The sequence below is a fragment of the Mycolicibacterium phocaicum genome (assembly GCF_010731115.1).
In the GTDB taxonomy this organism is placed as follows: domain Bacteria; phylum Actinomycetota; class Actinomycetes; order Mycobacteriales; family Mycobacteriaceae; genus Mycobacterium; species Mycobacterium phocaicum.
This window is the reverse complement of record NZ_AP022616.1, coordinates 2,295,511-2,321,531: the sequence shown is the minus strand read 5'-3', so window position 1 is coordinate 2,321,531 and position 26,021 is coordinate 2,295,511. Positions and strand designations below refer to the sequence as shown.

Here is a 26,021-nt window from a genome sequence, read left to right as displayed (position 1 = left end):
CGGTGGGATTCGCCCCCGGAAACTTGGTAACTGCACGCGGCCGCGAATGGGTGGTTCTGCCCGACAGCACCGATGATTTTCTGGTGCTGCGCCCGCTCGGTGGGGTAGACGACGACATCGCCGGCGTTCTGGTCAGCGAGGGGGTCAGCGCCGCCACGTTCCCGGCGCCGCTACCCGACGATCTCGGCGACCACCTCAGCGCCTCACTGCTGCGCAGCGCCCTGAGGATCGGATTCCGTTCCACCGCCGGGCCATTTCGCAGCCTGGCCTCGATTGCGGTGGAGCCGCGGGCCTATCAGCTAGTGCCGCTGATGATGGCGCTGCGCCAGGACGTGGTGCGGCTGCTGATCGCCGACGACGTCGGTATCGGCAAGACGATCGAAGCCGGGCTGATCGCTGTCGAGCTGCTCAAGGTCGGCGACGCGCGTGGGCTCACCGTGCTGTGCAGCCCGGCACTGGCCGAGCAATGGCAAGGGGAGCTCCGCGGGAAGTTCGGGCTGGAAGCCGAGTTGGTGCTACCGAGCACGGTGCGCCGCCTGGAACGTGGACGGATCGGCGCGGAGTCGATTTTCGAGCGCTATCCGATCACCGTGGTCTCCACCGATTTCATCAAGAGCCCACGGCGACGCTACGAATTCCTGCGCACCTGCCCGGATTTGGTGATTGTCGATGAAGTGCACACCTGTGTCGCCGACACCACGGGCGCCAGCTCGGCGCGCACCCAACGCTATGAGCTGATCCGCGACCTGGCCGGTGATCGCTCACGGCACCTCATTCTTGCTAGCGCGACACCGCACAGCGGGAATGAAGGTGCCTTCCGCAACCTCCTGGGACTTCTCGACCCCGCGCTCGCGACGGTCGACTTGGAGGACCGTCGCGGGCGCGAACAGCTGGCCAAGCACATGGTTCAACGGCGCCGCGCCGACATCCGCCGCTACCTCGATGAGGACACCCCGTTTCCCGCGGACCGGCTGACCGCCGAGGTGCCTTACGCCTTGAGCCGCGAGTACCACGCGCTGTTCACCAAAGTCCTTGACTACGCCCGAGAAACGGTGCGCACCGGCGACGGCGGGCTGGCACGGCGGGTCAACTGGTGGTCGGCGCTGGCGCTGCTGCGCGCGCTGGCCTCCTCACCGCGCGCCGCTGCCCAAACCTTGCGCACACGCGCCGCCTCGGCGGCCGCCGGGACGCCGGAGGAGGCCGACGCCATCGGACGCGCCATCGTGCTCGACCAGTCCGACGACGAGGCTCTGGAAGCCGCCGACACCACCCCGGGTGCCGATAGCGGCGACAGCGACCCGACGACCCGGCGGCTGCGTGGATTCCTCGCCGAGGCGGTCAAACTGGAAGGCAAGCCGGACAAGAAGATCGCCGCGTTGGTCAAAACCGTCAAGGAACTGCAGGCCGAAGGCTGCGACCCGATCGTGTTCTGCCGGTTCATCGAGACCGCCGAGTACGTCGCCGAACAGCTCACCGGTGCATTGGGCAAGACTGTGACGGTTCGGGCGGTGACGGGTACCTTGCCACCCGACGAACGTGTCGCCCGGATCGAAGAGTTGTCCGCCGTGCCGGGCCGGCATGTGCTGGTGGCCACCGACTGTCTTTCCGAGGGGGTGAATCTGCAGGAGAACTTTCAGGCGGTGGTGCATTACGACCTGGCCTGGAATCCGACTCGGCACGAACAGCGCGAGGGCCGCGTGGACCGGTTCGGGCAGCGGGCCGACGTCGTCCGCGCCGTCACCATGTACGGCAGGGACAATCAGATCGATGGCATCGTGCTGGAGGTCCTGCTGCGCAAACATCAAGCCATCCGCAAGGCCACTGGCGTGTCGGTGCCCGTCCCAGACAACACCGAAGCAGTTGTCGAAGCACTGATGGAAGGTCTGCTGCTGCGCGGCCAGGACGCCGAACAGCTCAGCCTCGATCTTGGCGTGCAGGAAAAGCAGTTGGACCTCTATAACCAATGGGATTCGGCCGCCGAACGTGAACGCGTCGCGCAGACAAAGTACGCCCAGCACGGCATCAAACCCGAAGAGGTCGGCGCCGAACTGCGTGCAGCGCGTGAAGCGCTCGGCACCAACGCCGAGGTGGCCGAGTTCGTGGAGCAGGCGATACGGTCACTGCGATCGACGGTGACGGCCGCCGACTCGGGATACACGGCCACGCTCGGGCCGCTGCCATTGGGCCTGCGCGACGCGCTGCCACCCCTGCGCAATGACCCCCTGCACTTCGCCACGGATCTGCCGGTGCGTCGCGGCGATGCGGTGCTCACCCGCACCGACGCAACGGTGGAGGCTGTCGCACAGTATGTCCTCGAATCCGCACTCGACCCGCAGCTGCCTGCAGAGCAGCGCCCGGCCCGGCGCTGCGCAGTCGTACGCACCGACGCGGTCTCCACCCGCACCACCCTGATGGTGGCGCGCTACCGCTTCCATCTGGAACTGCCGTCGCGTTCGGGTGCCAAACAACTGGTTGCCGAGGATGTGGCCACCCTCGCGTTCGAGGGGGCGCCCGCCCAGGCCCGTTGGCTGCCAATGGAATCGGTGACGCCGCTGCTGCACGCTCGCCCCGCCGGGAATGTGCCGGGACCGCAGGCCACCCAGTTCCTCAGCCGCAGCCTCGACGGCCTTCCCGACATCGTCGGGCACCTCGAGCAGTACGGCCGAGACCTGGCCGATCAGCTGCTCGACGCGCACCGCCGGGTGCGGCAAGCGTCCGCCGAGATCGTCCGCGGCCTCAAGGTCACTGTCGAGCCCGGCGCCGATGTGCTCGGGGTATTCGTGTTCGTCCCGCCGGCAGGAGGAGCCACCAAATGAGCAGCGAGGCCACTGCGACCTTCATCGGTGTTCGAGTCCAGGGCGGGTTGCTGCCGGCAGACCTGCTGGCAAAACTGGTGGCTGGAGTCGACGTTCCGGGATTGTCGTCCAAGGACTTTCACCTGGCCACCGGGGAATCGGTGCGCGACGCCGCCAACCGGGTGTGGGCCTATCTCCGCGGCGCATGGACCGGATACCGCGACGCGTTGGCCGCACTGCCGGAAGACGACACCGCGACATCGCTGACGCGCGAACGGTTTACCCTCGTGTTGTTGGACCAACTCGGATACGGCCGTGTCCCCACCACCGGCAAGGGTGGCATTACCGTTGGGCAGCACAGTTTCCCGGTGTCGCACCGCTGGGGTGCAGTGCCGATACACCTGCTTGGCCGGGTGGCGCTGGACACCCGCACCAAGGGGGTCGCCGGTGCAGCGGGCGCCTCGCCGCAGTCGATGATGCAGGAACTGCTCAACCGCTCCGATGAGCACCTGTGGGCGATCCTGGCCAACGGCTCGACAATGCGGCTGCTGCGGGATTCCACCTCGCTGGTCGGGTCGGCCTATGTCGAATTCGACCTGGAGGCGATTTTCGACGGCGCCCTCTTCGCCGACTTTCTGCTGCTGTACACGATGTGTCAGGTATCGCGGGTCGAGGTGCGTGACCCCGAGATCGGACCTGCATCATGCTGGTTGGAGGAGTGGCGGCAAGGCGCGGTCGAATCCGGTTCGCGCGCACTGAATCTGCTGCGCGACGGAGTCATCGACGCGCTGCAGACCCTTGGCGCCGGGTTCCTTACCCACCCGGACAATGCCGCGCTGCGGAAGAATCTCGTTGAAGGCACGGTGTCGGTGCATGATGTGCACCACGCGCTGTTGCGGGTCGTCTACCGGTTGCTGTTTACCTTCGTCGCCGAGGACCGCGGCGCGCTGCTGGACCCGGCGGCCGATCCTCAAGCCCAGCAACGCTACCGGGATTACTTCTCCACCGAGCGGCTGCGGCGCACTTCTCGTCGCCGCCGCGGCGGCCGCTACAGCGACAAATGGCAGGCGCTGACCCTGGTATGGCGGGGGCTGGGTGACGAGAACGGGCTACCTGAGCTGGCGCTGCCCGGCATCGGCGGACTGTTCGAGGCCGGCGAGTTGGATTTTCTCCTCGACTGCGCGGTGAGCAACGAGGCACTGCAGTCGGCGGTGCGCTCGCTGTCGCTGGTGCGCGAGCCCGGCTCGCATGTGCTGCGGGTGGTCGACTACCGCAACCTCGGAGCTGAGGAGCTCGGCAGCATCTACGAGGCGTTGTTGGAGTTCGTGCCGCGCTGGGATTCGGCGACTAAAACCTACGGCCTGTCCATCGCGTCGGGCAACCAGCGCAAGGACACCGGCTCGTATTATACCCCGACCTCTTTGGTCGAGTCGCTGCTGGACACCGCGCTGGACCCGGTGCTCGATGACGCCCAGAAGTCAGCTAATCCCGAAGAGGCGTTGCTGGGCGTCACCGTGTGCGACCCAGCGTGTGGCAGCGGACATTTCCTGGTCGGCGCAGCCCGCCGAATTGCCAAGCGGGTGGCCGGGATTCGCACCGGCGATCCCGAGCCCGCCCCCGAGGCGGTGCGTGCCGCGATGCGCGAGGTGACGGCCCGCTGCATCTACGGTGTCGACGTTAACCCGCTGGCGGCCGAACTTGCCAAGGTGTCGCTGTGGATGGAAGCCCTTGACCCTGGCCGTCCTCTGACGTTCCTCGACGCCCAGATCAAGGTGGGCAACGCGCTGGTGGGCGTTACCCCGAAACTGCTCGCCGATGGCCTGCCCGACGACGCGTTCAAGCCGATCGAGGGCGACGACAGGAGGGTCACCTCGACGCTGGCCAGGCAGAACAAGGCTGAACGCAACGCGCAGGGCAGTTTGTTCGACGTTGACATGGTGGCGGCTAACGCCAAACTAGGCCAACAGGTCCACAAGGTAGTCGCGGCACCGGCACTGTCGTTGGCCGACGTGCATGTGCAGCGGCAGCGGCTGCGCGCCTATGCCGATTCGGCGGATTACCGTAGCCAGCGCCTCGCTGCCGACGCGTGGTGCGCGGCCTTTGTGTGGCCCAAGTATGCCAATGCACCCAAGGCGATAACCCACAGCAGCATCACGGCCTTGGCCGAGGGTGAGCACCCGCTGAACGAAGAAACTCGGGCCGAAGTTGATCGGCTGGCCGCTGAATACCGGTTCTTTCACTGGCACTTGGAATTTCCACATCTCTTCCCAACCGTGGCGGCCGGTGGCGACACGGTCAACCCGGTCACGGGGTGGGCGGGCGGCTTTTCGGTCGTACTGGGAAACCCGCCGTGGGAGCGGGTGAAATTGCAGGAACAGGAGTTCTTCGCGGCGCGCGACGCGGAGATCGCGACCGCACCTAGCGCCGCAGCGCGCAAGAAAATGATCAAAGAGTTACCGAGCACCAACCCCAGCCTGTACGCGGCCTTCATTGCAGAGAAACGTCGTGCCGGGGGTGTTTCGCACTTCATGCGTAACTCCGGACGGTACCCGCTGACGGGGCGTGGTGACATCAACGTATATGCGGTGTTTTCCGAAACCGATGTCAACCTGTTGGCTGGCGCGGGACGACTCGGGATAATCGTGCCGACCGGCATCGCCACGGACGCGACGACTCAGTACTTTTTCAAGGCCCTCGTTGAGCACGCCTCGATCGCCAGTCTTTACGATTTCGAGAACTCGAAACCGCTCTTTCAAAGCGGTGTGCATCGCAGCCAGAAATTCTGCCTGCTGACTCTAGTGGGGCGGCACAGCCGTGAGATAGCACCGGATTTCGCGTTCTTCGCTCACGATCCGACTGACCTGCAACGTCCTGGAGCACGTTTTGTGCTGACGCCAGACGAAATCGCGATTCTCAACCCCAACACACAAACGAGCCCAGTTCCCCGTAGTCGACGTGATGCTGAAATCATCCTCGATATCCACCGTCGTGTTCCCATACTTATCAGGGAGGGTGATCCCGACGAAAATCCCTGGGGAATCAAATTTATGCGGATGTTTGACATCTCAAACGATTCGCATCTGTTCCATACTCGCGTTGAACTGGAAGCCGACGGATGGGTGCTCAACGGCAACATATTTGAGCAGGGCACACAGCGGATGCTTCCGCTCTACCAAGGGATGATGGCGGACTTCTATAACCACCGGGCAGCAGATATCGTTCGCAGCGCAACTGCGACCAAACGCCAAAATCAGCCTCGGTACCTCGACGATGCGGAGTTGGCCGATCCCAATCGGCTCGCGGTACCCGCCTCCTGGGTTCGGGAAGCAGAACTCCCAGGAGGTCTTCCGTCCTGGTTTGTTGGCTATTCGTGGGTGACTAGTCCAACCAACGAGCGCACCATGATTTCCTATCCGCTCCCGAGAACCGCTGTTGGAAACAGCTCGCCATTGTTACTTGGATGCAATGGCGCACCCTTGCTGGCGATGTTATCGAGCTTTCCACTCGACTATGTCCTACGACAAAAACTAGGCGGCGTAAATATCACTTACACGTATGTTCGGCAACTGCCTGTCTTGTCACCGGAATTGCTAAACGGGCCAACGCCTTGGGATGCCCGACGATCTGTCGACGCGTGGGTGATGCAACGAGTCGCCGAATTGGTGTACACGGCGGTAGATATGGTCGCTTTTGCGAGCGAATATGACCTCGGCCTAGAGCCGTTCTGTTGGGATCCAGTCAGACGAGAGGTACGGCGAGCTGAGCTCGATGCCGCCTTCTTTCACCTGTACGGGATCAAACGTGATGACGTGGACTACATCCTGGAATCCTTTACAGGCGTCATGCGTAAGGACATGGCTCAGCACGGCGAGTATCGCACCAGGCGGATGATTCTAGAGATCTATGACGCGATGGCTGAAGCGGAACGGACCGGGGTGCCGTATGCGTCACTGTTCGACGCTGCGGCCGATAGCTGAGTGCTTACGAGGAGGATGCAGCGTGACTGTCGATGAAGAAGTAGCTTCGTTTGGCCGGAAAGCAGCACCGCAAGTCGAGAAGATCGGCCGCCGGCTGATCGAATCCGGCTTCGGACATGATGATTCGTTGCTTACGCCCGGACAGCCAGTCTGGACGGCCGAACATCTGGCCGAGCTGAAGCAGTACTACGTTGACCAGCCCGACGTAGGGCCCGACGACTTTTTTGAGAAACTAAAATTCCAACTCGCCCCGTGCTCATCTGGTGCGGTCCAGCTGTTTGCCGAACTGCTGATTGCAAATATGTTGCCTCTCACCAATCTTGGCGGGCCGCTCAAGGTAACGCATGTGCGGAGGGTATTGAGCCTCGCGACCCCACCGATCGAGATACCCGCCGACGTTGAACAGGTACTCGCAGCTGGCGGTGTTTACCACGGCGGCCAGGCATTCGGGAACTACCGGTGGAAGCAGCTGGTCTACCTCATCGAAGTAGGTCAGCACTTCAAGGCCCTGCCCGAGCAGCGTCTGGTGGACGCACTCGCCGACCCCTTGATCTTCCGCGCCGAAGTCGACGCCGTGTCGACTGGCCAAGCCGCGCAACGACAGTCACTCTTGTACTTGGCATTCCCCAAGTTTTTCTTGCCGATTGTGAATGGGACGCAACGCCGCGCGATTCGTGACGCGTTCGCCCCTCAGTACCTCGACCGTCCCGTCGGCGATGTCGACAGCGACCTGTATGACATCAACGAGGCGATCATGGCCGAAGAAGGAGGGCCAGTCGACCTCTACGCGTCCCCTTGGGTCGAACGGTGGCAGCAGATCACTCCGCCTCCCACTCCCGATGTGCAGCACGCGTGGAAAGTGCATGGCTCTAACGTCAAAGGCCAAGACATGGTGCCGATTTGGCGTAGGAAGGGCACCGTCTCCCTAGCAGCCAGCCTGCTGCGGGCCGTCGATTCCGATGTAAGTCGGGAAGAGCTCAAAGCATTTGTGGAGGAGGATTATCGCTCCTCGGGCTATGCTGCCCGCCAAGAGAAGTTCGATGAGTTCTACACCTTCCTCGCGCGCATGCACCCCGGAGACTTGATTGTCACCGTGAGTCAGGGCCAGGTGTACTTCGCAAGTGTCACCGGCGATGCCGAGTTCGTGAAGAGCGACGACGGCCGCTCGAACCTGCGTCGTACCGTGAGGTGGCATGATCGGCCCCTGCCATGGGTCGAATTGCCCAGTGAAGTCGCTGCGCGCATGAGCGCTCAAGGTGAGGTACTCGATCTCAGCCAGCATCTCGATACGTTGCTTGCGCTCGCTGACCGCCGCGCGCCGGCTCCTCGTGCATCATCGTTGAACCTGCCCGACGCCTCCGACGAGTTAGCCACCCGCCTGCATGTGTCCAAGGAATGGCTGCAGGAATGTATCGACCTGCTCCGGGACCGCCCTCAGCTCATCTTCTACGGCCCGCCGGGAACCGGAAAGACCTACCTCGCTAAGGAACTCGCCCGATACCTGACCGATGCGGCCAACGTCACCATCGTGCAGTTCCATCCCGCGTACTCCTACGAGGACTTCTTCGAGGGATACCGGCCGCAAGGTGGCAACGGGGGACAGGTAGGCTTCGCGCTCACTCCGGGCCCGCTACGGTCGCTAGTTGACCGGGCAACCGACAACCCCGACGCCGTCTATGTGCTCATCGTCGACGAGATCAATCGCGGGAACTTGCCGAAGATCTTCGGAGAGTTGTACTTCCTGCTGGAGTACCGCGACGAATCCATCGATCTGCTGTACTCGTCGGATAACACCGAACCCTTCTCACTGCCGAAGAACATCATCATCCTCGGCACTATGAACACTGCCGACCGCTCGATCGCCCTCGTCGACGCTGCGATCCGTCGTCGGTTCGCGTTCCTACCGCTGCACCCATCGGAACAACCCACCAGCGGAATCCTGCGCAGTTGGCTGGCTGCCAAGGGACACAACTCTGAGGTCGCCGACCTGCTCGACGAACTCAATTCGCGAATCGCTGACACCGACTTCAAGATCGGGCCGTCCTATTTCATGCGGCCGGCAGTTTTCGCCAGCAGTGGGAAGGGCCTAGAACGGGTGTGGCGCACTGACATTCTGCCGCTGCTGGAAGAGCACCACTACGGTGACCGCACCATCGATGTGCGAAGCCGATATGGGCTCGATGCAATCCGAAAGGCAGTGACAGCGAAGGCCGCGGCGGCTGGGAGCGTCACTGACGATTCTCCCACGTCAACGAGTTCAGGTACTGATGACACCGCAAACACTGACGCTGATTGAAGGCGGTGATGCCGAGCGTCTTGCGCTTTGCGCATCGGAATACGTGGCGTTGCAGCGGGTGGGCTTCGTTTCCATCACGCCTACGCTGGAAACGGGCATCTATGAGCTGGCCGCTGGCCGCAAGGTCGGTGCGGTGTCCTTGGGTGAGCGGCAGATCCTGGTCCACCCGAAGATTGCTGACCTGAATCGCCTGCTGTTTCTGCTGGGCTACGCACGTGATCCGGATATCTGGCGCGATGATCCGGTAGACCTGGCCGGCGCCGACGAGTTGCTTCCCGGGATCGCCGAAGCGTTCGCACGTATCGCATCCCGAGCCGTCGAGCAGGGTCTGTTGCAGGGATATCGAACGATCTCCGAACGATTACCGGTGCTGCGCGGGCGGATGCTGGCGGGGGAGCAGATGACGCGTCTGTACGGCCTGCCCGTGCCGCTGGCCGTTGAATACGACGACTTCACCGTCGACATCGCCGAGAACCGGCTGTTGCTCATGGCGACTATGCTGCTACTAACCGTGCCGCGCCTCAGCGAGACGGCTCGGCGACGGCTGCTGCGGTTGCGCCGCTCTTTCGCCGACGTCGCTGTCTTGCCTCGGGGGACCGCGCTGCCCAGCTGGCAGCCGAGCCGGCTCAACACGCGCTATCAGTCTGCGCTACGACTCGCCGAAATCATCCTTGCTGCAGAGTCTTTCGAACATCAGGTCGGCGACGTGAGCGTCACCGGCTACTTGTTCGATATGTGGAGAATCTTCGAAGACTTCGTGACGACTGCCCTGAGCGAGGCTTTCGGGCAATTAGGGGGACGATGTATTCCGCAGGACCCGCTACACCTGGACGACGCGGATCAGATCGATATGCAGCCCGACTTGGTTTGGTATCGCGGCGATGAGCCACGCGTGGTCATCGACGCCAAGTACAAGGCCGAAAAGCCCAATGGTTACCCGAATGCCGACCTGTATCAAATGCTGGCGTACTGCACTGTCCTGCGGTTGTCGGTTGGGCACCTTGTGTACGCGAAGGGAAACGAGCCCGTCAGCGCTCACTCGGTGCGCGGGTCTGATGTGGTGATCCATTGCCATGCTTTGGATTTAGCGCTGTCTCCGGCCAAGCTGCTGATGCAGATTGATAAAATGGCGCGGAGTCTCGCGAGTGAATCGGCGATGGTTAGGTGAATGTGCCGCGGGAAGATCGCCCCAGTCGTCGTCTCGATGAACGACGACTGGAGCGACTAGCACTCTCGAATTGCCGGAAACGTAGACCGAATCACCTCGAGGAGCTGCTGGGCGATGTCAGCGTCAATCTCGATGATCTGACTAGGTTTTGGAGCACTCTTACGCATTTCGGAACCTAGGGTAGCGAGCCTCAGAAGTTTGGTCCCGTCTGCAGCGTGAGTTACGCCGTAAATGCAGTCGACTTCCGTACGCGGAGACCGAGCCGGTTCGTCGTCTGCGATGAGCTTTCGGATGCGTGCCATGTGTCTGTTTCCTACGTTGTCGAATATGAACGAACGGCGCTGGCGAGCAACCCCTAATCGGCTCACTACCCACGAACGCCGCGGCTTCCGCGACGCCGTTCGACTCGCCTAGTTCGCGAGCCGAAGACCGCCTGGGCCATCTCAGTCCACGCAGGTATGTCAACGCCATTGGAATCGTCGGTCCATATCAATATCCCGTTGGCGCCTTCGTCGATTATCTCCAACGGCTGACCTGCAGAGTCGAGAGCCGGCAGAACGCCGTTAGCTCGGTACCAATCGAGCTTGTCGGCCCACCTCCGTGCGTACGACGGTTGGTTCATCATGCCGAGGTGCTCCCAATATACCGGTGTCCCAGAGGGGCGACTGATGGTGAAGTCGGGGCGTCGTTGGGAGCCATCGTCCCCAACAAGCAGCACCTCATATCGCCATCTGCCGGGTACGACCTTGTCGAGAATGCCCGCTACGATCACCTCGTTCTTACTTCGCACCATTACGCCGCCCACTGCGACATGGACGAGGTTTTTGTCGAACGGCTGCTGCACGCCGTCGACCTCAATCAGTGTGGGCGTAGAAGCGACGAATAGGTCGGTGAGGCGTCGGGCTGTCTCTGAGTATCGAGGGTGTGCCAACTCAACAAGCTCGTCGACAGTGCCGTCGTGGAGTATCACCACTCGGTCTTGTTGGCGGGTGAGCGCAGTGTAGAGGAGTTCTCGAGACACGTTGACTCGATTAGGCAGGACCAGGATAGTTGTTCCAAACTCCGATCCTTGTGACTTGTGAACTGTTACAGCCCAAGCTAGTTCAAGTGGCGGGTCGTCTGCGCCGGAGGGCCAGTACGTATATGTGGCTCCGATCTGAGACGAAAATTCGACGTTGGCGGGCAAGCTGTTCGTCTTGCCCCAGCGACCGATCACCACTCCGATCTCGCCGTTTGCCACGTAATTAAGTCCGGCGCCCTCTGGATAGGCCTTCTGTCGCGAGTCATTTCGTGTTTGCATCACCTTGTCGCCGCGAACAATCTGTTCTGGTCCAATGGGTTTCGGATTTCTCCAACTGTAGAGCCGGAATGCGAGGTCGATGTCCTTCGTCCTCAGAGTCCGCTTGATGTGCCGGTTTATTTCAACGGTGCCAAAGGCACGGGATCGGTATGGGCTCAAAATCTGCCAGTTCTCGGCGCGATCGCCCGCTCCACCTTTGCCGGTCCGCCAGTTCATGTACTTGCGGTCATCGGACAGCGTGCCACCGTAGCTCAAGCTGAACGCATACTCGCGATCGTCGTGCGCAGACCAGTCGACGACGTCGTTGATCGCGTTATCGATAGAAGCGACCACTCCGCCGTCACTCCATCGCCGGTGCTCAAGATGCGTTGACGTTGTGCCGGCCCGTAGTCGCTCCCATACGCCGTCGGCGCCAGCGCCAAGCTCGCCGTTGCCGAACCATTGCGCGAGCAGTACATCGTCACGACTACTCCCGCCCTGGCGCCGCGACACAGTCAACTCGACATACGAAGGGCCGACTCGGGATGTTGACTCGAAGGATTCGGGGCGGAGATGGTTGACGAGATCAACGAACGGCCGGCCCGCGCCGATCGGCGGTAGCTGCTGCGGATCGCCGACCAGTATGAGGCGATGGACCGTGCCAAGAGCGGACAGCGTCGACGCCAGCATTTCCTCAGTCAGCATGGATGCTTCATCGATGACGACGAGTCCGAAATCGTCCGCCTGACTTACATCTACGGGGCGATAGACATCGCGGTCCGGGTCGTAGCCACGTTTCTTCACAAGGAACGAGGCGAGTGTTCGAGCATCGCGCCCAACCTTGGTTCTCAGCTGGACACTCGCCTTGCCTGTCGGAGCGAGTAACAGCACTCCCTTGTTGGCGACGTCAGGCAGGTCGGCGAGGGCCTTGAGAAGGGTAGTCTTTCCGGTACCAGCAGGGCCGATGAGCACGGATAGTCGTGATCGGTACAGCTCCGCGAGGCCTGCCGCCTTCTCTTGTCTCGCGGCTTCCTCGTCTTCGTCTACGGCGGAGTCGTGCCCGCTGGCTCGGAGGATGTTGTCGATTTGATCGCGGGCGTCGAATTTGACGTCGTAGGCCGGCGCGCCAATGCGCGGCAGCACCCAGTCAAGGATTGTGTGTTTGGCGTCCTCGAGCGCGGGTAACTTATACGCCGGCTCATTATTGCCAAGGCGCGCGCCCACGATTGGTTCCCAATCCGACGGGTTGGTGAGTGATTCGGTGTCTAGGCTATGCCCGGCGAGGAGCGCGGGGGTTATTCCTAGCGGTTCGGTGAGATTGAGACCGTTCGCCCACTCGATGAGCGTCCGCTCGCTTGCGATGGTGTTGCCCTCGCGCGCGGACACTCTCAAGCCCTCTGCCATGAACGCACGTAAACGTCGGCGGTCACCCGGATCGGCGATCCGACATTCCTCCGGAACCAATGAACTCCATTTAGCGTGTGCGGCAGGAAACATCGCACGGTCGACCGTCCGAATGTCGATGGGCTCTGTGTCGGTCGCGGTGCAGATAGCAGCTAGATAGGGATCATCCAGCAGTTCAACAGCATCCAGCTTCTCGGCTGCGCGTCCTGACATCACGAGCTCGATCTGCGACGGACGAAGGTCCATGGTCGACATGAGTTTGAGCACTGTGCGCTCGTCGTGAGGCAAATGACGCCACTGCAGCCCGACCGACTGATGGATTAAGCCTTGCAATTCTTGAGGCCACGCGGCGGCGTCAGCGAATCCTTCTTCGAGCGCCTGCCAGGGGTCTGATTTGAGTCCTGCCAGCTCGCGGGCGATCAAGTGCGCTTGTTTAACCTTCAGATGCGCTAGTACTGCGGGAAGTCCTGGAGTTGCACCGCGTTCGTCCCACAACCTATGGACTTGCGAGTCAACCCACTTGATCGCGTGAGCGGGCACATCGATGCCGAGCTCCTGCATGCCCTCGGCCGCTGAGCGCAACGAACCAAGTGCATCGATTGCTACATCACTGCTGACATGTTCTGTGACGTAAGAGAATTCGCTGTTTGTGCCTTCCGGTGCCCACGCTAGCGCGCGGGATATGTCACCTCCGGCGTCGAACTTCTCGATGAGTTGCTGGTAAGGGAGCAGAATGCCGTGCGTCTGGTCTGGGCGGAGAGAGTGGACAACCTTGGTCTCCCACATCGAGGAATCGAAAGGTTGATTGCCCGACTGAGTCCAGAATCCTGGGAGCGCGATCGATTCGACGATTGCCGCACCTACTAGCAGCCGGTCGGTGCGCTCTTCCTGGAGCGGTGAATGTTTGAGGTATACGAAGACCAGACTGGATTGGGGAAGAACCGGCTCGAAGAACGAGCGGATGATGGACTGCTGATTCTTCCCGTCCATGATCCAGGCATTCTTCTTCATTCCCATGATGCGCAGAGCTCTTTCCTCAGCGTCTGGGTCGTAGTCGGTGCGCCAGGCTTGCCACAACTCCGATTCGAATGTCTCCCGTCCCAGCCATCGATATGGGATCGCTTCGAATGAGAACCCGGGCATGCTGAGCACGGTCGGTTCAAGGTGATCCTTCAGTGCTTGGTTGAAGGCATAGGGGTGATGTTTCGTGACCTGATATCCGTTGGCGGACATAAATGTTCCGCGCTCACTGAGGCATGGAATCCCCGTCAGGGCGCCGATGTCGCCCGACGCGTTTGTGACCTCGTACTCGTCGTTTCGTTTGTCGCCGATACCCTTGAGCAGTAGGCATGACGAGTTGTCGAGCGGATGCGCGCAAACCCTGTGATCCCATGGTTGGTCGCGCCAGGGGACGCGCATCGACAGATGTTTAATCACCTTGCTACCTGCCTGCTGCGAAGGGCATCCGGCAGTGAACGTGAATACACCACCGAGAGTTCGCGATTCGCCCGTGTGAGTGCTGTGTAGAGCGGACCGTGGCGGCCGATGTTCAGAGGGAAGTCTGCGGGCTCAACGACCACCACTGCATCGAATTCGAGGCCGCGAGCCTCGTCGATGGTGGTCACGCGCACCTCGCGGCTGTCGTGCCGCCACAGGGCTTCTTCGAGTGGATCATTATTCCAATGGTGCCCGCGGAGAGCCTTGGTGATGAGTGACGGAGACGTGCAGACAACCGCAACGGTACCGGCCGAATGCGTGTCAGTCAGACGCTTAATCTCAGCGACAGTCTGCGTTGCGAGGTCTTTGGCAGGTACCTTGAGGATCGTCGGATTTGGTCCAGTTTCCTGTAATGCAACCAGCTTTCGGTGCTGGCGTGGCAGCAGTCGGTTTGCGAACTCGAGGATCGGTCTGGTGGAGCGGTAGCCCCGCTCCATCCTCCGGATTGGCGTGTCCTCTTCGATGGCAATAACTTCCAGGACACTGGACCAGCTGGTGAGGGTGTGGTCAGACCGACGCTGATTCAGATCGCCGAGGATCGTCCAGGTGTCGGCCTCGTTGATCTCATCCAGGAGATACCACTCTAACGGTGTCACGTCTTGCGCCTCATCGACAATGATGTGCTCGACACCGGCGAATTCACGTGGGCCGAGAATCTCCCATTTGATGAATGCGATCAACGGAGCATGGCGCTCATTCAGCAGTGCGGCCTTGTACGGCGGCAGGAGCTGTAGGTATCGAGACCACTCTGGGTCGGTGGTGACGCTTCGAGTTTTCGTCCGGAGGTACTCATAGACTGCTTCAGGCGTCGGTGTGAGCCCATCGGCGTTCTTGATCCTTGCAAGTGCCGACCGCGTCAGCCGGGCCAGATGCCAGTCGCCATCGTGCCAAGTTCGCGTTTGGTGTGAGCGCGGCTCGCGCTTGATACCGATCAACTTGTTAATTATCTCGGGCAACGACAGCACCTTTATCCGGTCAGTCGGGCCAGCAAGACGAGTGATGACAGCGCGGACGTGCCGTGAGTAACCAGACGTCGGACCAACCACGAGGACCGTGCCATCGAGCGTGTTTTCGGGTGGGGTCTCGTCGTTCACCAGGTATGCCGCTCGGTGTGACGCGACGATAGTCTTACCGGTACCAGGTTGGCCCTCGATGATGATGCTGTCCATCGCAGGCCTTGTGACCAGGTCGTATTGATCAGGTTGGAGCGTAGACAAGACCGGTGCCAGGCTTCTTGTGCGTGGTGCCTTTAGCTGCTGCCGTAGCAGCGATTCAGCTCGCAGTGGCGGAAGGCCGTCAGCAGGGTCCGTCGAGACTGAAACGGGTGGCGGCTGATGAGCCAGCGAAGGAGCGCTCGAGTTCGAGCTGGTCTCGATTATTCGTGGCATCGATGCTGGTGTTGCTGTCAGCTTTGGTTTCGTCGGTGGTGCGGGAATCTTCAGGCCACGCTTGCGAAACGGGCTTTCGGGGGCGTCAGGTCGCACGGTCTCGTCGACAAAATCAATTATATGGCCACTGCGCGAGATAAGCGCGCGCACGACTGCGACTTCCTTGCATAAGTAATGTTGGTTAGTACCCCGGAAGAATGTAGCAGCGACCGGGCTGGTCCACCCGAATACGTTCACTCCGTTGATAATTGCGTGCGTCTCGCCGATGTAGAAATCGGACGCGCCGTCGAGAAGATCTTGGTCGGGTTTCACGAGAGCCACACGTCCGAGCAAGTCGCCAGCGCCCACCGCTCGCGGTGTGGGTATACCTGTGCCTGTCCATCGCCCGTTGGCCGGCCCGCTGTAAACTACCGGCTCGGCTGCCTTTTCAATTAGGAGTTTCCGGTATTGCTTTTGGGCCGTTTGCTCGTCTGCCAGCTCCAACGCTTTCTTGGCATCAGTCGTCACTGCGACGCTCCCTCCGTTGTAATGGCGACTACACATGCGGCGAGAGGCTCCAGGTGAATTTCGGGCTGAGCTTGCATCGTGATTTCGCTGTGCAGCTGTAAATGTCTTTCTTCCGAGCGTCGAAGCTGATTGCGGAAGAGTTCGATACTCCGCTCGTTCCGTCCTCGGCTGCGGGCGGTCGAGATGCGGTTCTCAATCGCGGCCTTTTTGCGTTCGTGTTGTGCTTCGAGAGAGATGAGCTTTGCGTCGCGCAGGGCTTCGAACTCGACGTCTCGTTTGGCTTGTTCGGCGGCATGCCGGACATGGAGTTGATTCAGCGCGCGTTCGGCTAAGCGGTCGATGCGGTCGACAGCGGGGAGTGGCGCGTCCACCAACCTCCCGTCAGCGAGTGCGGCAAGCAAAGCGTTCACTGGCCCTTCACCCTCATCGCGTCCCGTTCGATTCACGGCGCACCCCCAAACTTCATCGCCTCCCTGTGAGGCGGATAGTGCTGTAGCTAGCACCACAATGTAGACGCCGGGTACGACATCGTCGGATGTCGTGATCTTCAGCGAGGCGAATCGCGCTTGGCGGTGGCCTGGAACGGCGGCCGCCGCCATAGCGAGAGGACTCGTCGCGGTTAGCAGCGTTCCGCCGCTGGTGCGCGCAAATTCTTGATCGAGCGCGAGGGAGATAGGAAGTTCGTTGCGCAAGTAGCTGGCGAGCGAACTTGTCTCGGCACGAGTCCGTTGGCCAGCTCGCGAAAGATCGTTTATTTGAGCCGACATCGCTGGGTTTCCGCGGAATTCGATGGTCGAGCCATCTTGGATGAAGGTGACCCCTGGGGCACGCTCGGTCCGTGCCCAATCATCGAGAAGCAGTGCCAACTCGCGTTGGCCGATGTATTGCCCCGTCCGAATAAGGTCCTTCTCTAAGCCAGCGACGTCCACGTCATTGGTTACCAGCAGCGAGCTTGAGGCATCAGAAATATCCTCTAGTCCGGCCTGTTGTTCTGCCAACGCGGTCAGCATTTCATGGACCTTCTGATCCCGCTCATCGGCGGTGAGCGTAAAGTCGAACCCGGCCTGAAGGATTTTCGGCGCGCTCGCTGCGATAATTGGTTCGAGGGCTCCGATCGATGACTGGAAGATGTCGATGCGGGATAGCAGCCGATCGAGTATTCGTTCGTCGATTGTGCTTTCATTGACAAAGTTGATGACCAGTATCGTCTCTTCTTTCTGCCCAATGCGGTCGATGCGGCCGATCCTCTGCTCGATCTCCATAGGATTCCACGGGAGATCGTAATTTATGACAGCAGAGCAGAATTCGAAGTCGAGGCCCTCGCTCGCAACTCGGTTAGCAAGTACAAAATCATAGAGACCGCCGCGGAAGTCGGCCATTATCTTCAGGCGAGCATCCCGCTTTACGCCACCGTGCATGACGGCGACGCGATAAGCGGCACTCAGCCTGCTACTGAGATAGCCAAGCGTCGGCACTGAGAATGTGAAGATCAATGCGCGGCGACCGCCGTCATAGAGGTTGGAGAGGACTGCGCTTAGCTCGTCGAATTTCGTATCGACGTCTTCAGGGAGGTCGCGTGCGGCTGCAAATAGTTCGCTATGCGGCTCGATCCGCATGGTCGGCGCATCTGAGTCAGCATCTGCGATGTCACCGAATCCGAGGGGGTCGAGCACTGCACGCCGAGCCATCGGCAGGCATGCGCTGGCTAGCCGCAATGGCATTTGCATTGAGAAGTACAAGGGAAGCCCTGTGGCGTCTGCGCGTGCTCGGCACCACGTGAGGTACTCGGCGTAGAACGCTTCTTCAGCGGCCGTCCAATGGACTTCTCGGCGGTCTTCCTTGCGCTTGGCCTTCTGGTCGTCGACTTCGACCTTCTTTGTACGAGTAATGACTGTGGACAACGTGTTCAGATCCGACAGGTATCGCTTCGCGTCGACGATATTGCGCGGAGTCAGTTCGTCTGTGTCGAGTAACTGCTGCAACAAAGCAAAGTCGGGACGCTGCATCAAAGGCCCGCCTAGTGCAGTGGAGGACAACTTCTCCAAGTCGCTGAGGAGCTCTCGGCCTCTTACTCCTTTTTCGCCCAGTCGAGCTGCGACGGCGTTCGTAATTCGGTTGGGTTCCAGGCGCAGCTCCAGGTCCCCCAAGTCGCCGTAGTCCTCAGGAGCGAGTAGTTCCAGAAGATTCAAGAGGTCTTGTTGTTTGAGATTGATAGGAGTTGCTGTGAGAAAGACCAGATTGTCGGCCCAGTCCGCGAGTTCGGTTCCCAGCGAGTAGGATTTGGTATCTGAGTTCCGCATTGAATGCGCCTCGTCGACGATGACCAAGTCAAATTCTGGTGGGATCTCTCTAAGTTCGTCGAGGCCATCCCAGCTACGCAGTCGTTCGAGACTGCAGATGTGTGCTTGCCTGCTGGGCAAGCGGTTCTGCCGATGCTTCTCGAGAAACTCGGCGAGTCCTTTCGTGTCAAGCTCAGTCAGCTCAAACTCGAACCTGTCGGCCATTTCCTGCCGCCATTTGTTGAGGAGGCTGGACGGGCAGACGATCAGGACTCGGTTTGCTTCCTGACGCGCCTCCAGTTCGGTCCAGATGAGACCGGCTTCGATCGTCTTACCGAGGCCGACCTCGTCGGCTATCAGGAGGCGAGCCTTGCCAGTCTGCAGCAGCTTGAGAACCGGCTTGAACTGATAGGGGCGAAAGGTGGTTCGAGTAGCGCGGAAGGAGAACAGGGTGTTGGTGAACTTGCCAAGTAGCTTGGCTCGGGTCAGGGTCGCGCCGAATCGGCTCGCTGGAGTTGGAGTCTGCGTTACCCAAATCGCCGGCCCGTCCATTTGCGGACGTGGTCTCAGCTTGGATTCGACAATGTTCATGTAACGGCCTTGGGCCATCACCGAATAGGACCATCCGGTAGGAAAGAACTGGCGGCCACTGATCGTGACGTCTACGTCGCCAGGATGTGTCACCGCCGTGTCGTTCATGGCGAATTTTGGCGGCGCGACCACGGTTGCGTTGTTCCAGAGGTCTTCTGCCCATGCCCACGCATTGGCGAGCGGGTGGCTGTCGTCGATCGAATCAGTGGGCGTCACGGTGGCATCACCTTGTGATGCGCCCATGGCGACCTGCATGAGGATCGGTGACTCGATCCCGTCGAACCAGTAAATGCCTTCGGGTAGTGGGACGTCAGGATTCCACATCACCCTGCACTCATCGGCGCGGTCGACGAGACTGCTGACAGGTGCATCTAAGACCAGCGCGCGACTGAACCTCGTGCCGTCGGCCGGCAAGTCTGTGCGCTCATAGTCAGGGTGGTATCCGAAAGTCGGAACTTTATCGGTAGCCGACGAAGGGACGAAACTCATGGCTGAAGCTGCTTCCTGCGATGCAAACGGCGTTAGACGAGGCGCTCCAACACCGGCGGACTCACGGTCGGCCCGATAATGTTCGTTCCTTCGTCCCCGCCCTGGTTTGCTGCAAGTTGTGCCGTCACCACAGTCATCGACTCTAACCGCGTTCGCGCTGGAGTTTGCAAACTTCGGCCACAATCTTGTTTCCCGCCGCACCTTAATCCGGGCAGTCGGCTGCCGGGAGAACCTGAATGGGCCGTGTTGGGCGCCTGCTGTTCGACCGTTCCGCCTCATTGCCTTGGGCTTAGTTCTTGCAAACCTCCGAGCTTGTTGATCTGCCTATGGCGACTTCAATTGCAAGCGTTCAAGTGGCTAGCCCGCACCGTGCGGCATGGAATTAATGCGCGCCCAACTATCTACCACGTTCTCGGCGGCAGCCAATAGTGCCGCTGGAAGACGTTGTGCATCAACGTCTTCGCCGGCTTCGTTGCCGCCGGCGAATTGTCTCGTCACTGCGAGTACATCGCTTAGATGCTCGACCGCCTCATTCAGCGCAACGAGCGCGTCTTCTGCTTCGATTTCTGCGACAGCTTGGTCGATTTCGGCCAAGGCGGCGTCAGTGGCCGCGTCCCCTTGGGCCGCGCGCAGTGCCTCCATAGACTGGCGGGCTGACTCCTCCCCGTACTGGTGCACCATCCACTTTGCCGTTATTTCGTCGGGGTGTGGCAGCGCGGCGATACCGTTGAGCAGCTCGTCGAGGTCGGCCGTCTCGCCCTCCCCGCCGAACCGAGAAACCAATCCGGTGTCGTCGTCGAGGAAAAACTCGGCCAACTGTACTTGGCTGCCGTCGTCGCTGGTCTCCGACATCGTCCCGCGCATGTAGAAGTCTGAGGGTGGCTCTTCGACGATTGGCTCCTCGTCGGGCCTGAGCACCACGTCGCCCACACGAAGCAGCGGCAGCGGCGGCGCTGGTACTGATATCTGGGATGCGAGTGAGGCCACCGCAGCGCGGACGTAGGGAAACACCACCAACGCTCCGACTTGCTCGACGAACTCTCGGACAATCTCCGGCTTGTTGCGCGACACCGGCACCGGCACAGCGAAGACGGCCTCACAATCGACTACGAAACTGCCGTAGGCGTTGCACGTTTCAACTCGGCCCCCCACTGCGAGGCTATGGTCCTCAACGCGAGTGCGAAAACTCACTTCAGCTTCGCACTCGGGATCGCCGGGCGCATGCAACTCCTCCGAACGCAAGGTCAGCTCGCGCGCCGTCGCCTCGGTGACGCGGCTAGCAACGAGTTCGTGGAAAACGACCTCGAGAAGATCTGCGAGTTCGATGAGCTGCGCCGTGGTCTCGATCGCGTCACCCATTCGACGTCCTTACGCGGGAGCGCTTCTTCTGCAGGCGGGCGACGTAGCGTTTCTCGTCGACGGCCTGTCGCGATTCTGGCTCCGTTCGGCGACGACGCGACGCCCGGGGCAGGGCGGGCTGGCCTGGGTCTACCGGTGTCGCCGAGAGCCGGGTCTCGTAACCAAGCGCACGGAGGTAGCGCGCCAGCGCTGCAATCCGCACATTTCCGTCGCCGTTCAGCACCTGCGATACACGGCCCTGCGTCACACCGAGCTTCTCTGCGAGGGCCTTCTGATCTAGGTCGGAGACATCAAGCGCCTGATGCAGAAGTCGCATAGCCTGACCGGCGAGGTCGGCGGCCGCCAGACCCTGAGCACCGCTGTCGGTTGCCGCTTCCTCATCGATCAGCGTCGGATCAGTTGGGTCGATCATGAGCGAGATCCTCCTCTCTGACTTTCTCCGATTCTGAAAGATCGTGTGGCAGGGTCTTCTGGCTGACTTTGGTAAACGCGTGGCCGACGCGGATCAGCGGATCGAAGTTCGGGATCTGCCAGAACTCGCTTTCGGGCGCCTCGGCATCGCGGTAGTCGCGTATCGGCAGCTTGGCCGTGTATCCACCACGCCCGTCGGTGTCGAAGAAGGTAAGGCGTTTATCGCCGTGGCGGAACTCCCACACGCCTTCGTCGAGCGCTTTAACGGCGTCCCGGTAGACCGGCTCGCCAGTGTTTGCCCAGTGTCGCAGCGCATTGAGAAACCAGTGATAGTCGCCAATCTGCTCATCTAACGGTTCCGTGTCCCCGGTCTGGCCCCATGCGCCGCTCTTCAGAGCGTCAAGGAACTCGCCAGCCGGTGAGCGTCCGTCCTCGCGAACCGCGCAGTCGACCTGATGCATCTGGCCCTTCACGATAGACCGCCTCTTCATGACTCTCCCTCACTTTAGCGTACGCTAAACCGTTCACGCAAGCTCCTGTGCGATGGGCGCGCATGCGCGGGAACTGATGCTGTCAACGATGGGCGTCATCGTGTCACGGTGCACCGACATCCGACTGGCTGCTGCCTGCATGCCGGGAGCGACAATATCGCGGGTTCCGGTCAGGCTGTCATTGCCTCGTAGTTCAATCGATGCGTGGCTCAAGAATCACAGGGCAATCCGGCAGGCAGCGAGGAATCGGTTCAGGATGTCATCGTCCGGCTGCTGGAGGACGATGAGAAACTCGACGAAGCAGCCAAGGAGGTCGTGCTCGCCGCGCTCGCGGACGTCGGAGACGGAGACAGAGAGAACGCCGAAACAGACTGGTCGCCAACGTTTCTCACCAGCATCAAAGTGTCCGGCTTCCGCGGCATCGGATCGACCGCGAAACTCGACCTGCATCCGGCCCCTGGCCTGACGGTGGTCAGCGGCCGCAATGGGTCGGGTAAATCGAGCTTCGCTGAAGCGCTGGAGCTGGCCCTGACCGGGACCAGCTATCGGTGGAAAGAGAAGCAGGCGCTGTGGGCTGAGTCGTGGCGAAACCTGCACAAGCCCAGTCCCACCACCGTGCGCGTCGGATTCACGAGGGAGGGCACAGGGCCGATCGACGTCGGTGTCGACTGGACCGATGACGCTGCGCTCGCCGACTGCGAGATGTGGACCCAGGTCCCGAGCCAGGAGCGGGTGCCGGGCGTTGACTCGCTCGGTTGGGCGCATCCGCTTGATCTATGCCGGCCCGTGTTGTCTTACGAGGAACTGGGGCAGCTGTTCGACGGCGGACCGTCGAAACTGTATGACGCGCTGGCGAAGCTGTTGGGCTTGGAGGTGTTGGCGGAGGTCGAGAAGAAGCTGGCTGCCAACCTCAAAGACACCAAGTCGGCTCGCGACGCTGCTGATGCAGCGCGCAGACAGGCGCTCGCGGCCCTGGCGGATTCTGACGACGATCGATCCCCAGGCTTGGTGACGCTGCTCAACAAGCGCGTCCGGCCGGTCGATGAGATCTTAGCCATCGTCACTGGGTCGGGCACGTCCGAGCAGAGTGTCATTCATGCGCTGCGCGCGTTGACTCAGCTCGAAGTCGTTTCGGTGGAGGATATCTCGGCGTGTGCCACACGATTACGGGTCGCGAGTGCGGCAGTGGAAGCCGCCGGCGCGGGTGTGATCGCTGCTGCAGACAAACGAGTTTCGGTTTTGAAGGCTGCACTAGATTTCCACGACGAGGCCGGCGACGGCGACTGCCCGGTGTGCGGCGTCGGACAGCTGGATGCAGCATGGGCCCAGAGCGCCCGGTCGGCCATCTCCGACGATGAAGCCGCCCTCGCTGAATATCGAGCGACGACAACGGAGCTCAAGGCAGCGACGACGGCTGCGGCGGAGCTGAATTCGCGGTTCCGGCCGGCGCAGGCAGTCCCGGGCATCGACCTCCCAGCGATGGAAGCGTTCAACACCGCTGTTGCCGCTGCGGGCCAGCTGCCCGTCGGTGACGCGGCACTTGCGGACCACCTGGAATCCAAGCTGGTCGATGTGGTCGGCGCCGCGGAACTGCTGCGGGCTCAGGCCGAGCAGCAGTTGGCCGAGCGTGAGGATGCCTGGGCGCCGTTGGCCGCGCAAGTCGCGGCATGGATTCCATTGGAGCAGAAGGCCTGCGAGCTCGACGGTGTGCTAAGGGCGACGACGGCAGCCAAGAAATGGGTCACCGACAACGGCACCGCATTTCGCAATATGCGGCTGAAACCGATTGCCGAGCAGGCTCGACATATATGGAGTCTGCTGCGGCAGGAAAGCAACGTCGAACTCGGCGACATCACGCTTGCCGGCACCGCGACCAAACGCCGAGTGATGCTTGGCGGTTCGGTGGACGGCAAGCCGACGCAGGCGTTGTCGGTGATGAGCCAGGGGGAGCAGAACGCCGTTGCTTTGGCGCTGTTCCTGCCGCGAGCGACTTCGGGGAAGAGTCCCTTCCGTTTCATCGTGCTCGATGACCCGATCCAAGCCATGGACCCAGCCAAGATCGATGGATTCGTTCGGGTGATGGTGGAGATCGCCACGACCCATCAGGTGGTGGTGTTCTCGCACGACGACCGGTTGGCCTCGGTGATCCGCGAGACTGGTGTGGATGCTCGCCTTGTCGAGGTGGTGCGCTCGACCGAATCACAGGTCAAGACACGAACCAACATGAACCCGGCGAGGCGGTTGGTCGATGATGCGTTGGCAGTGGTCCGGGACAAGGACGTACCTGATGACGTCCAAAGGCGCGTGGCACCCAGCCTCTTCCGGATGGCGCTCGAAGAAGCCGCCAAGCAAGCGTATTTCGCTCGGCAGTCGCGGGCCGGACGCTCACGGGTTGAGTCAGAGGACAACTGGCAATCGGCCAAGAAAACGCGGAGCAGGTTGGCGCTGGCGGTACTAGGCGATTCCAAAGCAGATGTCACCGAATGGGTTGAGGCCAAATCCTGGCGGAAGCGAGCCCTCAACATCGGTAACGCCGGCATGCACGGTGCGGGGCATGTGATTTCGAAGGAGGACGCGACCGACCTGGACCGCGCCGTCGACGATCTACTGGCCCTGCGGTGAGCGCGGTTGTTCTTCTCGCTCAGGCACAGCAGATGCTGGCCAAGTCGCGCGCCGACGGTTTGGCGCCGCGGATGGCAGCGTTCCTGGCGCGTCAGGCGCTCGAAGAGATCATCGCGGCGCGCTGTGAGAGCCTGGACGCTGCGGTGCCGTGGGCCAATGCCCGCAGTCGGCTAATTGTGTTGCGGGCCTTGGACACCGCCGAGGCTGCTGACTGGGCATCGCGTGCCTGGAGCGGCCTGAGCAGTGCGTGCCATGTCCACGCCTTCGAACTGCAGCCCTCAGCGTCTGAAGTCAGGTATCTGTGCGAGGTGGTCGCGTCTCTGTTGCCGGCTTCGCAGTGATCCACCCGGGTGCGAACCCGACATCGAACCGCACACTCGATTTGTAGCCCGACCATGTCGCGATGCCCGGCGGCTGGCCGCGATAGATCCCTCGAGCCGCGGCGACCACCCTGTTGTATTCAGTAGGCCAACGGATTTCTTCGGCAATCTGCTCCAGCACCTGCTGGTCGCGCGTCAGCACTCGATTCACGATGGCAACCGCCGGCAGTGCGTGACGCTTGTCGGAGTTGCATCGGGTGCATGCCAGCACCAGATTGGCCAGGCCGTCGATACCCACCAGCGACCACGGCAGTACGTGGTCGATCGGGTTGTCGGCCGGCAGATGGGTGTCGCAGTAGAAGCAGTGCGGGCCGAACGCCTCCTTGAACGGTCCGCGCACCGCGGTCAACGCGGTGCGGTCGCGACCGAACAGGTGCCCGGCGATGTCAGGAACGTCGGCCTGTAGGAACGTGTTGAGCCGGCGCACATCGTCGACCCACATGATCTCCAGCGCAGGTTTGAGCAGCCCCGCAAGCCGAGCGAGGCCCGTTGCCACGCCGGGCATCAGCACGATCGCATCACCGTGGTCACGTAGGGCACGGCGAGAAACGTTGGAGTGCAGAAAGCTGTCGTCGTACAGGAACGGTTCGCTGGCCTCGGAGCCGGGTAGTCGCTGAAGGCGATAGAGCGGTTGCTGCGCGAGACACAGACCGATTTCGTCGATGCTTGCCCGATAGATGTCCGGTGTTGTAATCATCGCGACGCTCAGGGATGAAGCGCCCGACGCGCTGCGTAATGCTCTGACAGCGCGCGGAATTCGCTCGCGCTCGCCGCTCGACTGTCGTAGAAGCTGACCCTCGAAGGGACGGACTTGTCGCCAGTACAACTCCATCACGCGGTGCGCAAGATCGGGGATCGGCACCGTGAGCGGATCTGCCGGGTGCTCTGGCAGATTCTCGATGCAATGGTCGATGAGAGCCATGAGAGTGGCGAGCTTGTACGTCGCAACCCGCACGCCGGTCTCCAGGATCGCCACCACGCGCTGGCCTAGCAGCAGGGGATCGATGGCGTCCGGCATCTGATCTTGGTACCACGTCGTGAACCGTCGGTACTAAAGCGTTCGGTTTGTCCGAACCGGCCACCCGGGC

General features: G+C 61.4%; 13 protein-coding genes. 6 read left to right on the top strand and 7 right to left on the bottom strand.

The window, feature by feature from the left end:
• Positions 1-2 precede the first annotated feature (2 nt).
• From G6N46_RS11105 to G6N46_RS11090, 4 genes are read left to right on the top strand one after another with little or no spacing between them, the layout of a single operon-like run.
• Positions 3-2,816, top strand: coding sequence for a DUF8741 domain-containing protein (locus G6N46_RS11105; protein ID WP_138248266.1), 2,814 nt, complete (start codon positions 3-5; stop codon positions 2,814-2,816).
• Positions 2,813-6,772: an Eco57I restriction-modification methylase domain-containing protein gene (locus G6N46_RS11100; protein ID WP_138248267.1), complete on the top strand. Its 3,960-nt coding sequence runs from the start codon at positions 2,813-2,815 to the stop codon at positions 6,770-6,772. Before G6N46_RS11105 ends, G6N46_RS11100 begins: the two co-directional genes overlap by 4 nt.
• 22 nt (positions 6,773-6,794) lie before the next feature.
• A complete protein-coding gene (locus G6N46_RS11095; protein ID WP_234880567.1) occupies positions 6,795-9,068 on the top strand; it encodes an McrB family protein in 2,274 nt (757 codons plus the stop codon).
• Positions 9,040-10,236 carry an McrC family protein gene (locus G6N46_RS11090; protein WP_138248269.1) on the top strand — a complete coding sequence of 399 codons (1,197 nt, stop codon included), beginning with the start codon at positions 9,040-9,042 and terminating at the stop codon, positions 10,234-10,236. The genes G6N46_RS11095 and G6N46_RS11090 overlap by 29 nt, the downstream gene beginning before the upstream one ends.
• A gap of 367 nt (positions 10,237-10,603) precedes the next feature.
• Here G6N46_RS11090 and G6N46_RS11085 read toward each other — a convergent pair whose 3' ends face one another.
• The 6 genes from G6N46_RS11085 to G6N46_RS11060 form a co-directional block, all read right to left on the bottom strand.
• Positions 10,604-14,356: an AAA family ATPase gene (locus G6N46_RS11085; protein WP_138248271.1), complete on the bottom strand. Its 3,753-nt coding sequence runs from the start codon at positions 14,354-14,356 to the stop codon at positions 10,604-10,606.
• Positions 14,353-16,311 (bottom strand): AAA family ATPase, encoded by a 1,959-nt coding sequence (locus G6N46_RS11080; protein WP_163692724.1) that lies wholly within the window; start codon positions 16,309-16,311, stop codon positions 14,353-14,355. Before G6N46_RS11080 ends, G6N46_RS11085 begins: the two co-directional genes overlap by 4 nt.
• Positions 16,308-19,670, bottom strand: a complete 3,363-nt coding sequence (locus G6N46_RS11075; protein ID WP_163692722.1) for a helicase-related protein — start codon at positions 19,668-19,670, stop codon at positions 16,308-16,310. The genes G6N46_RS11080 and G6N46_RS11075 overlap by 4 nt, the downstream gene beginning before the upstream one ends.
• Before the next feature lie 357 nt (positions 19,671-20,027).
• A complete protein-coding gene (locus G6N46_RS11070; RefSeq protein ID WP_138248274.1) occupies positions 20,028-21,029 on the bottom strand; it encodes a hypothetical protein in 1,002 nt (333 codons plus the stop codon).
• Complete coding sequence (locus tag G6N46_RS11065) at positions 21,022-21,441, bottom strand: type II toxin-antitoxin system RelB family anti-toxin (RefSeq protein ID WP_138248275.1); 420 nt, start codon at positions 21,439-21,441, stop codon at positions 21,022-21,024. The genes G6N46_RS11070 and G6N46_RS11065 overlap by 8 nt, the downstream gene beginning before the upstream one ends.
• Positions 21,425-21,913: a hypothetical protein gene (locus tag G6N46_RS11060; RefSeq protein WP_138248276.1), complete on the bottom strand. Its 489-nt coding sequence runs from the start codon at positions 21,911-21,913 to the stop codon at positions 21,425-21,427. The genes G6N46_RS11065 and G6N46_RS11060 overlap by 17 nt, the downstream gene beginning before the upstream one ends.
• Before the next feature lie 222 nt (positions 21,914-22,135).
• Between G6N46_RS11060 and G6N46_RS11055 the strand changes: the two genes are divergently transcribed.
• Together G6N46_RS11055 and G6N46_RS11050 are read left to right on the top strand one after the other, a co-directional pair.
• Complete coding sequence (locus G6N46_RS11055; protein ID WP_138248277.1) at positions 22,136-24,553, top strand: AAA family ATPase; 2,418 nt, start codon at positions 22,136-22,138, stop codon at positions 24,551-24,553.
• Positions 24,550-24,894 carry a hypothetical protein gene (locus G6N46_RS11050; RefSeq protein WP_138248278.1) on the top strand — a complete coding sequence of 115 codons (345 nt, stop codon included), beginning with the start codon at positions 24,550-24,552 and terminating at the stop codon, positions 24,892-24,894. Before G6N46_RS11055 ends, G6N46_RS11050 begins: the two co-directional genes overlap by 4 nt.
• Here G6N46_RS11050 and G6N46_RS11045 read toward each other — a convergent pair.
• Positions 24,845-25,951, bottom strand: a complete 1,107-nt coding sequence (locus tag G6N46_RS11045; protein ID WP_138248279.1) for an HNH endonuclease — start codon at positions 25,949-25,951, stop codon at positions 24,845-24,847. The genes G6N46_RS11050 and G6N46_RS11045 overlap by 50 nt on opposite strands.
• Positions 25,952-26,021 lie beyond the last annotated feature (70 nt).

Coding starts and splice junctions, on each gene's coding strand:
- G6N46_RS11075 (WP_163692722.1), bottom strand. CDS start 19,670: ATGAGTTTCGTCCCTTCGTCGGCTACCGATAAAGTTCCGACTTTCGGA.
- G6N46_RS11070 (WP_138248274.1), bottom strand. CDS start 21,029: ATGGGTGACGCGATCGAGACCACGGCGCAGCTCATCGAACTCGCAGAT.
- G6N46_RS11045 (WP_138248279.1), bottom strand. CDS start 25,951: ATGCCGGACGCCATCGATCCCCTGCTGCTAGGCCAGCGCGTGGTGGCG.
- G6N46_RS11065 (WP_138248275.1), bottom strand. CDS start 21,441: ATGATCGACCCAACTGATCCGACGCTGATCGATGAGGAAGCGGCAACC.
- G6N46_RS11100 (WP_138248267.1), top strand. CDS start 2,813: ATGAGCAGCGAGGCCACTGCGACCTTCATCGGTGTTCGAGTCCAGGGC.
- G6N46_RS11090 (WP_138248269.1), top strand. CDS start 9,040: ATGACACCGCAAACACTGACGCTGATTGAAGGCGGTGATGCCGAGCGT.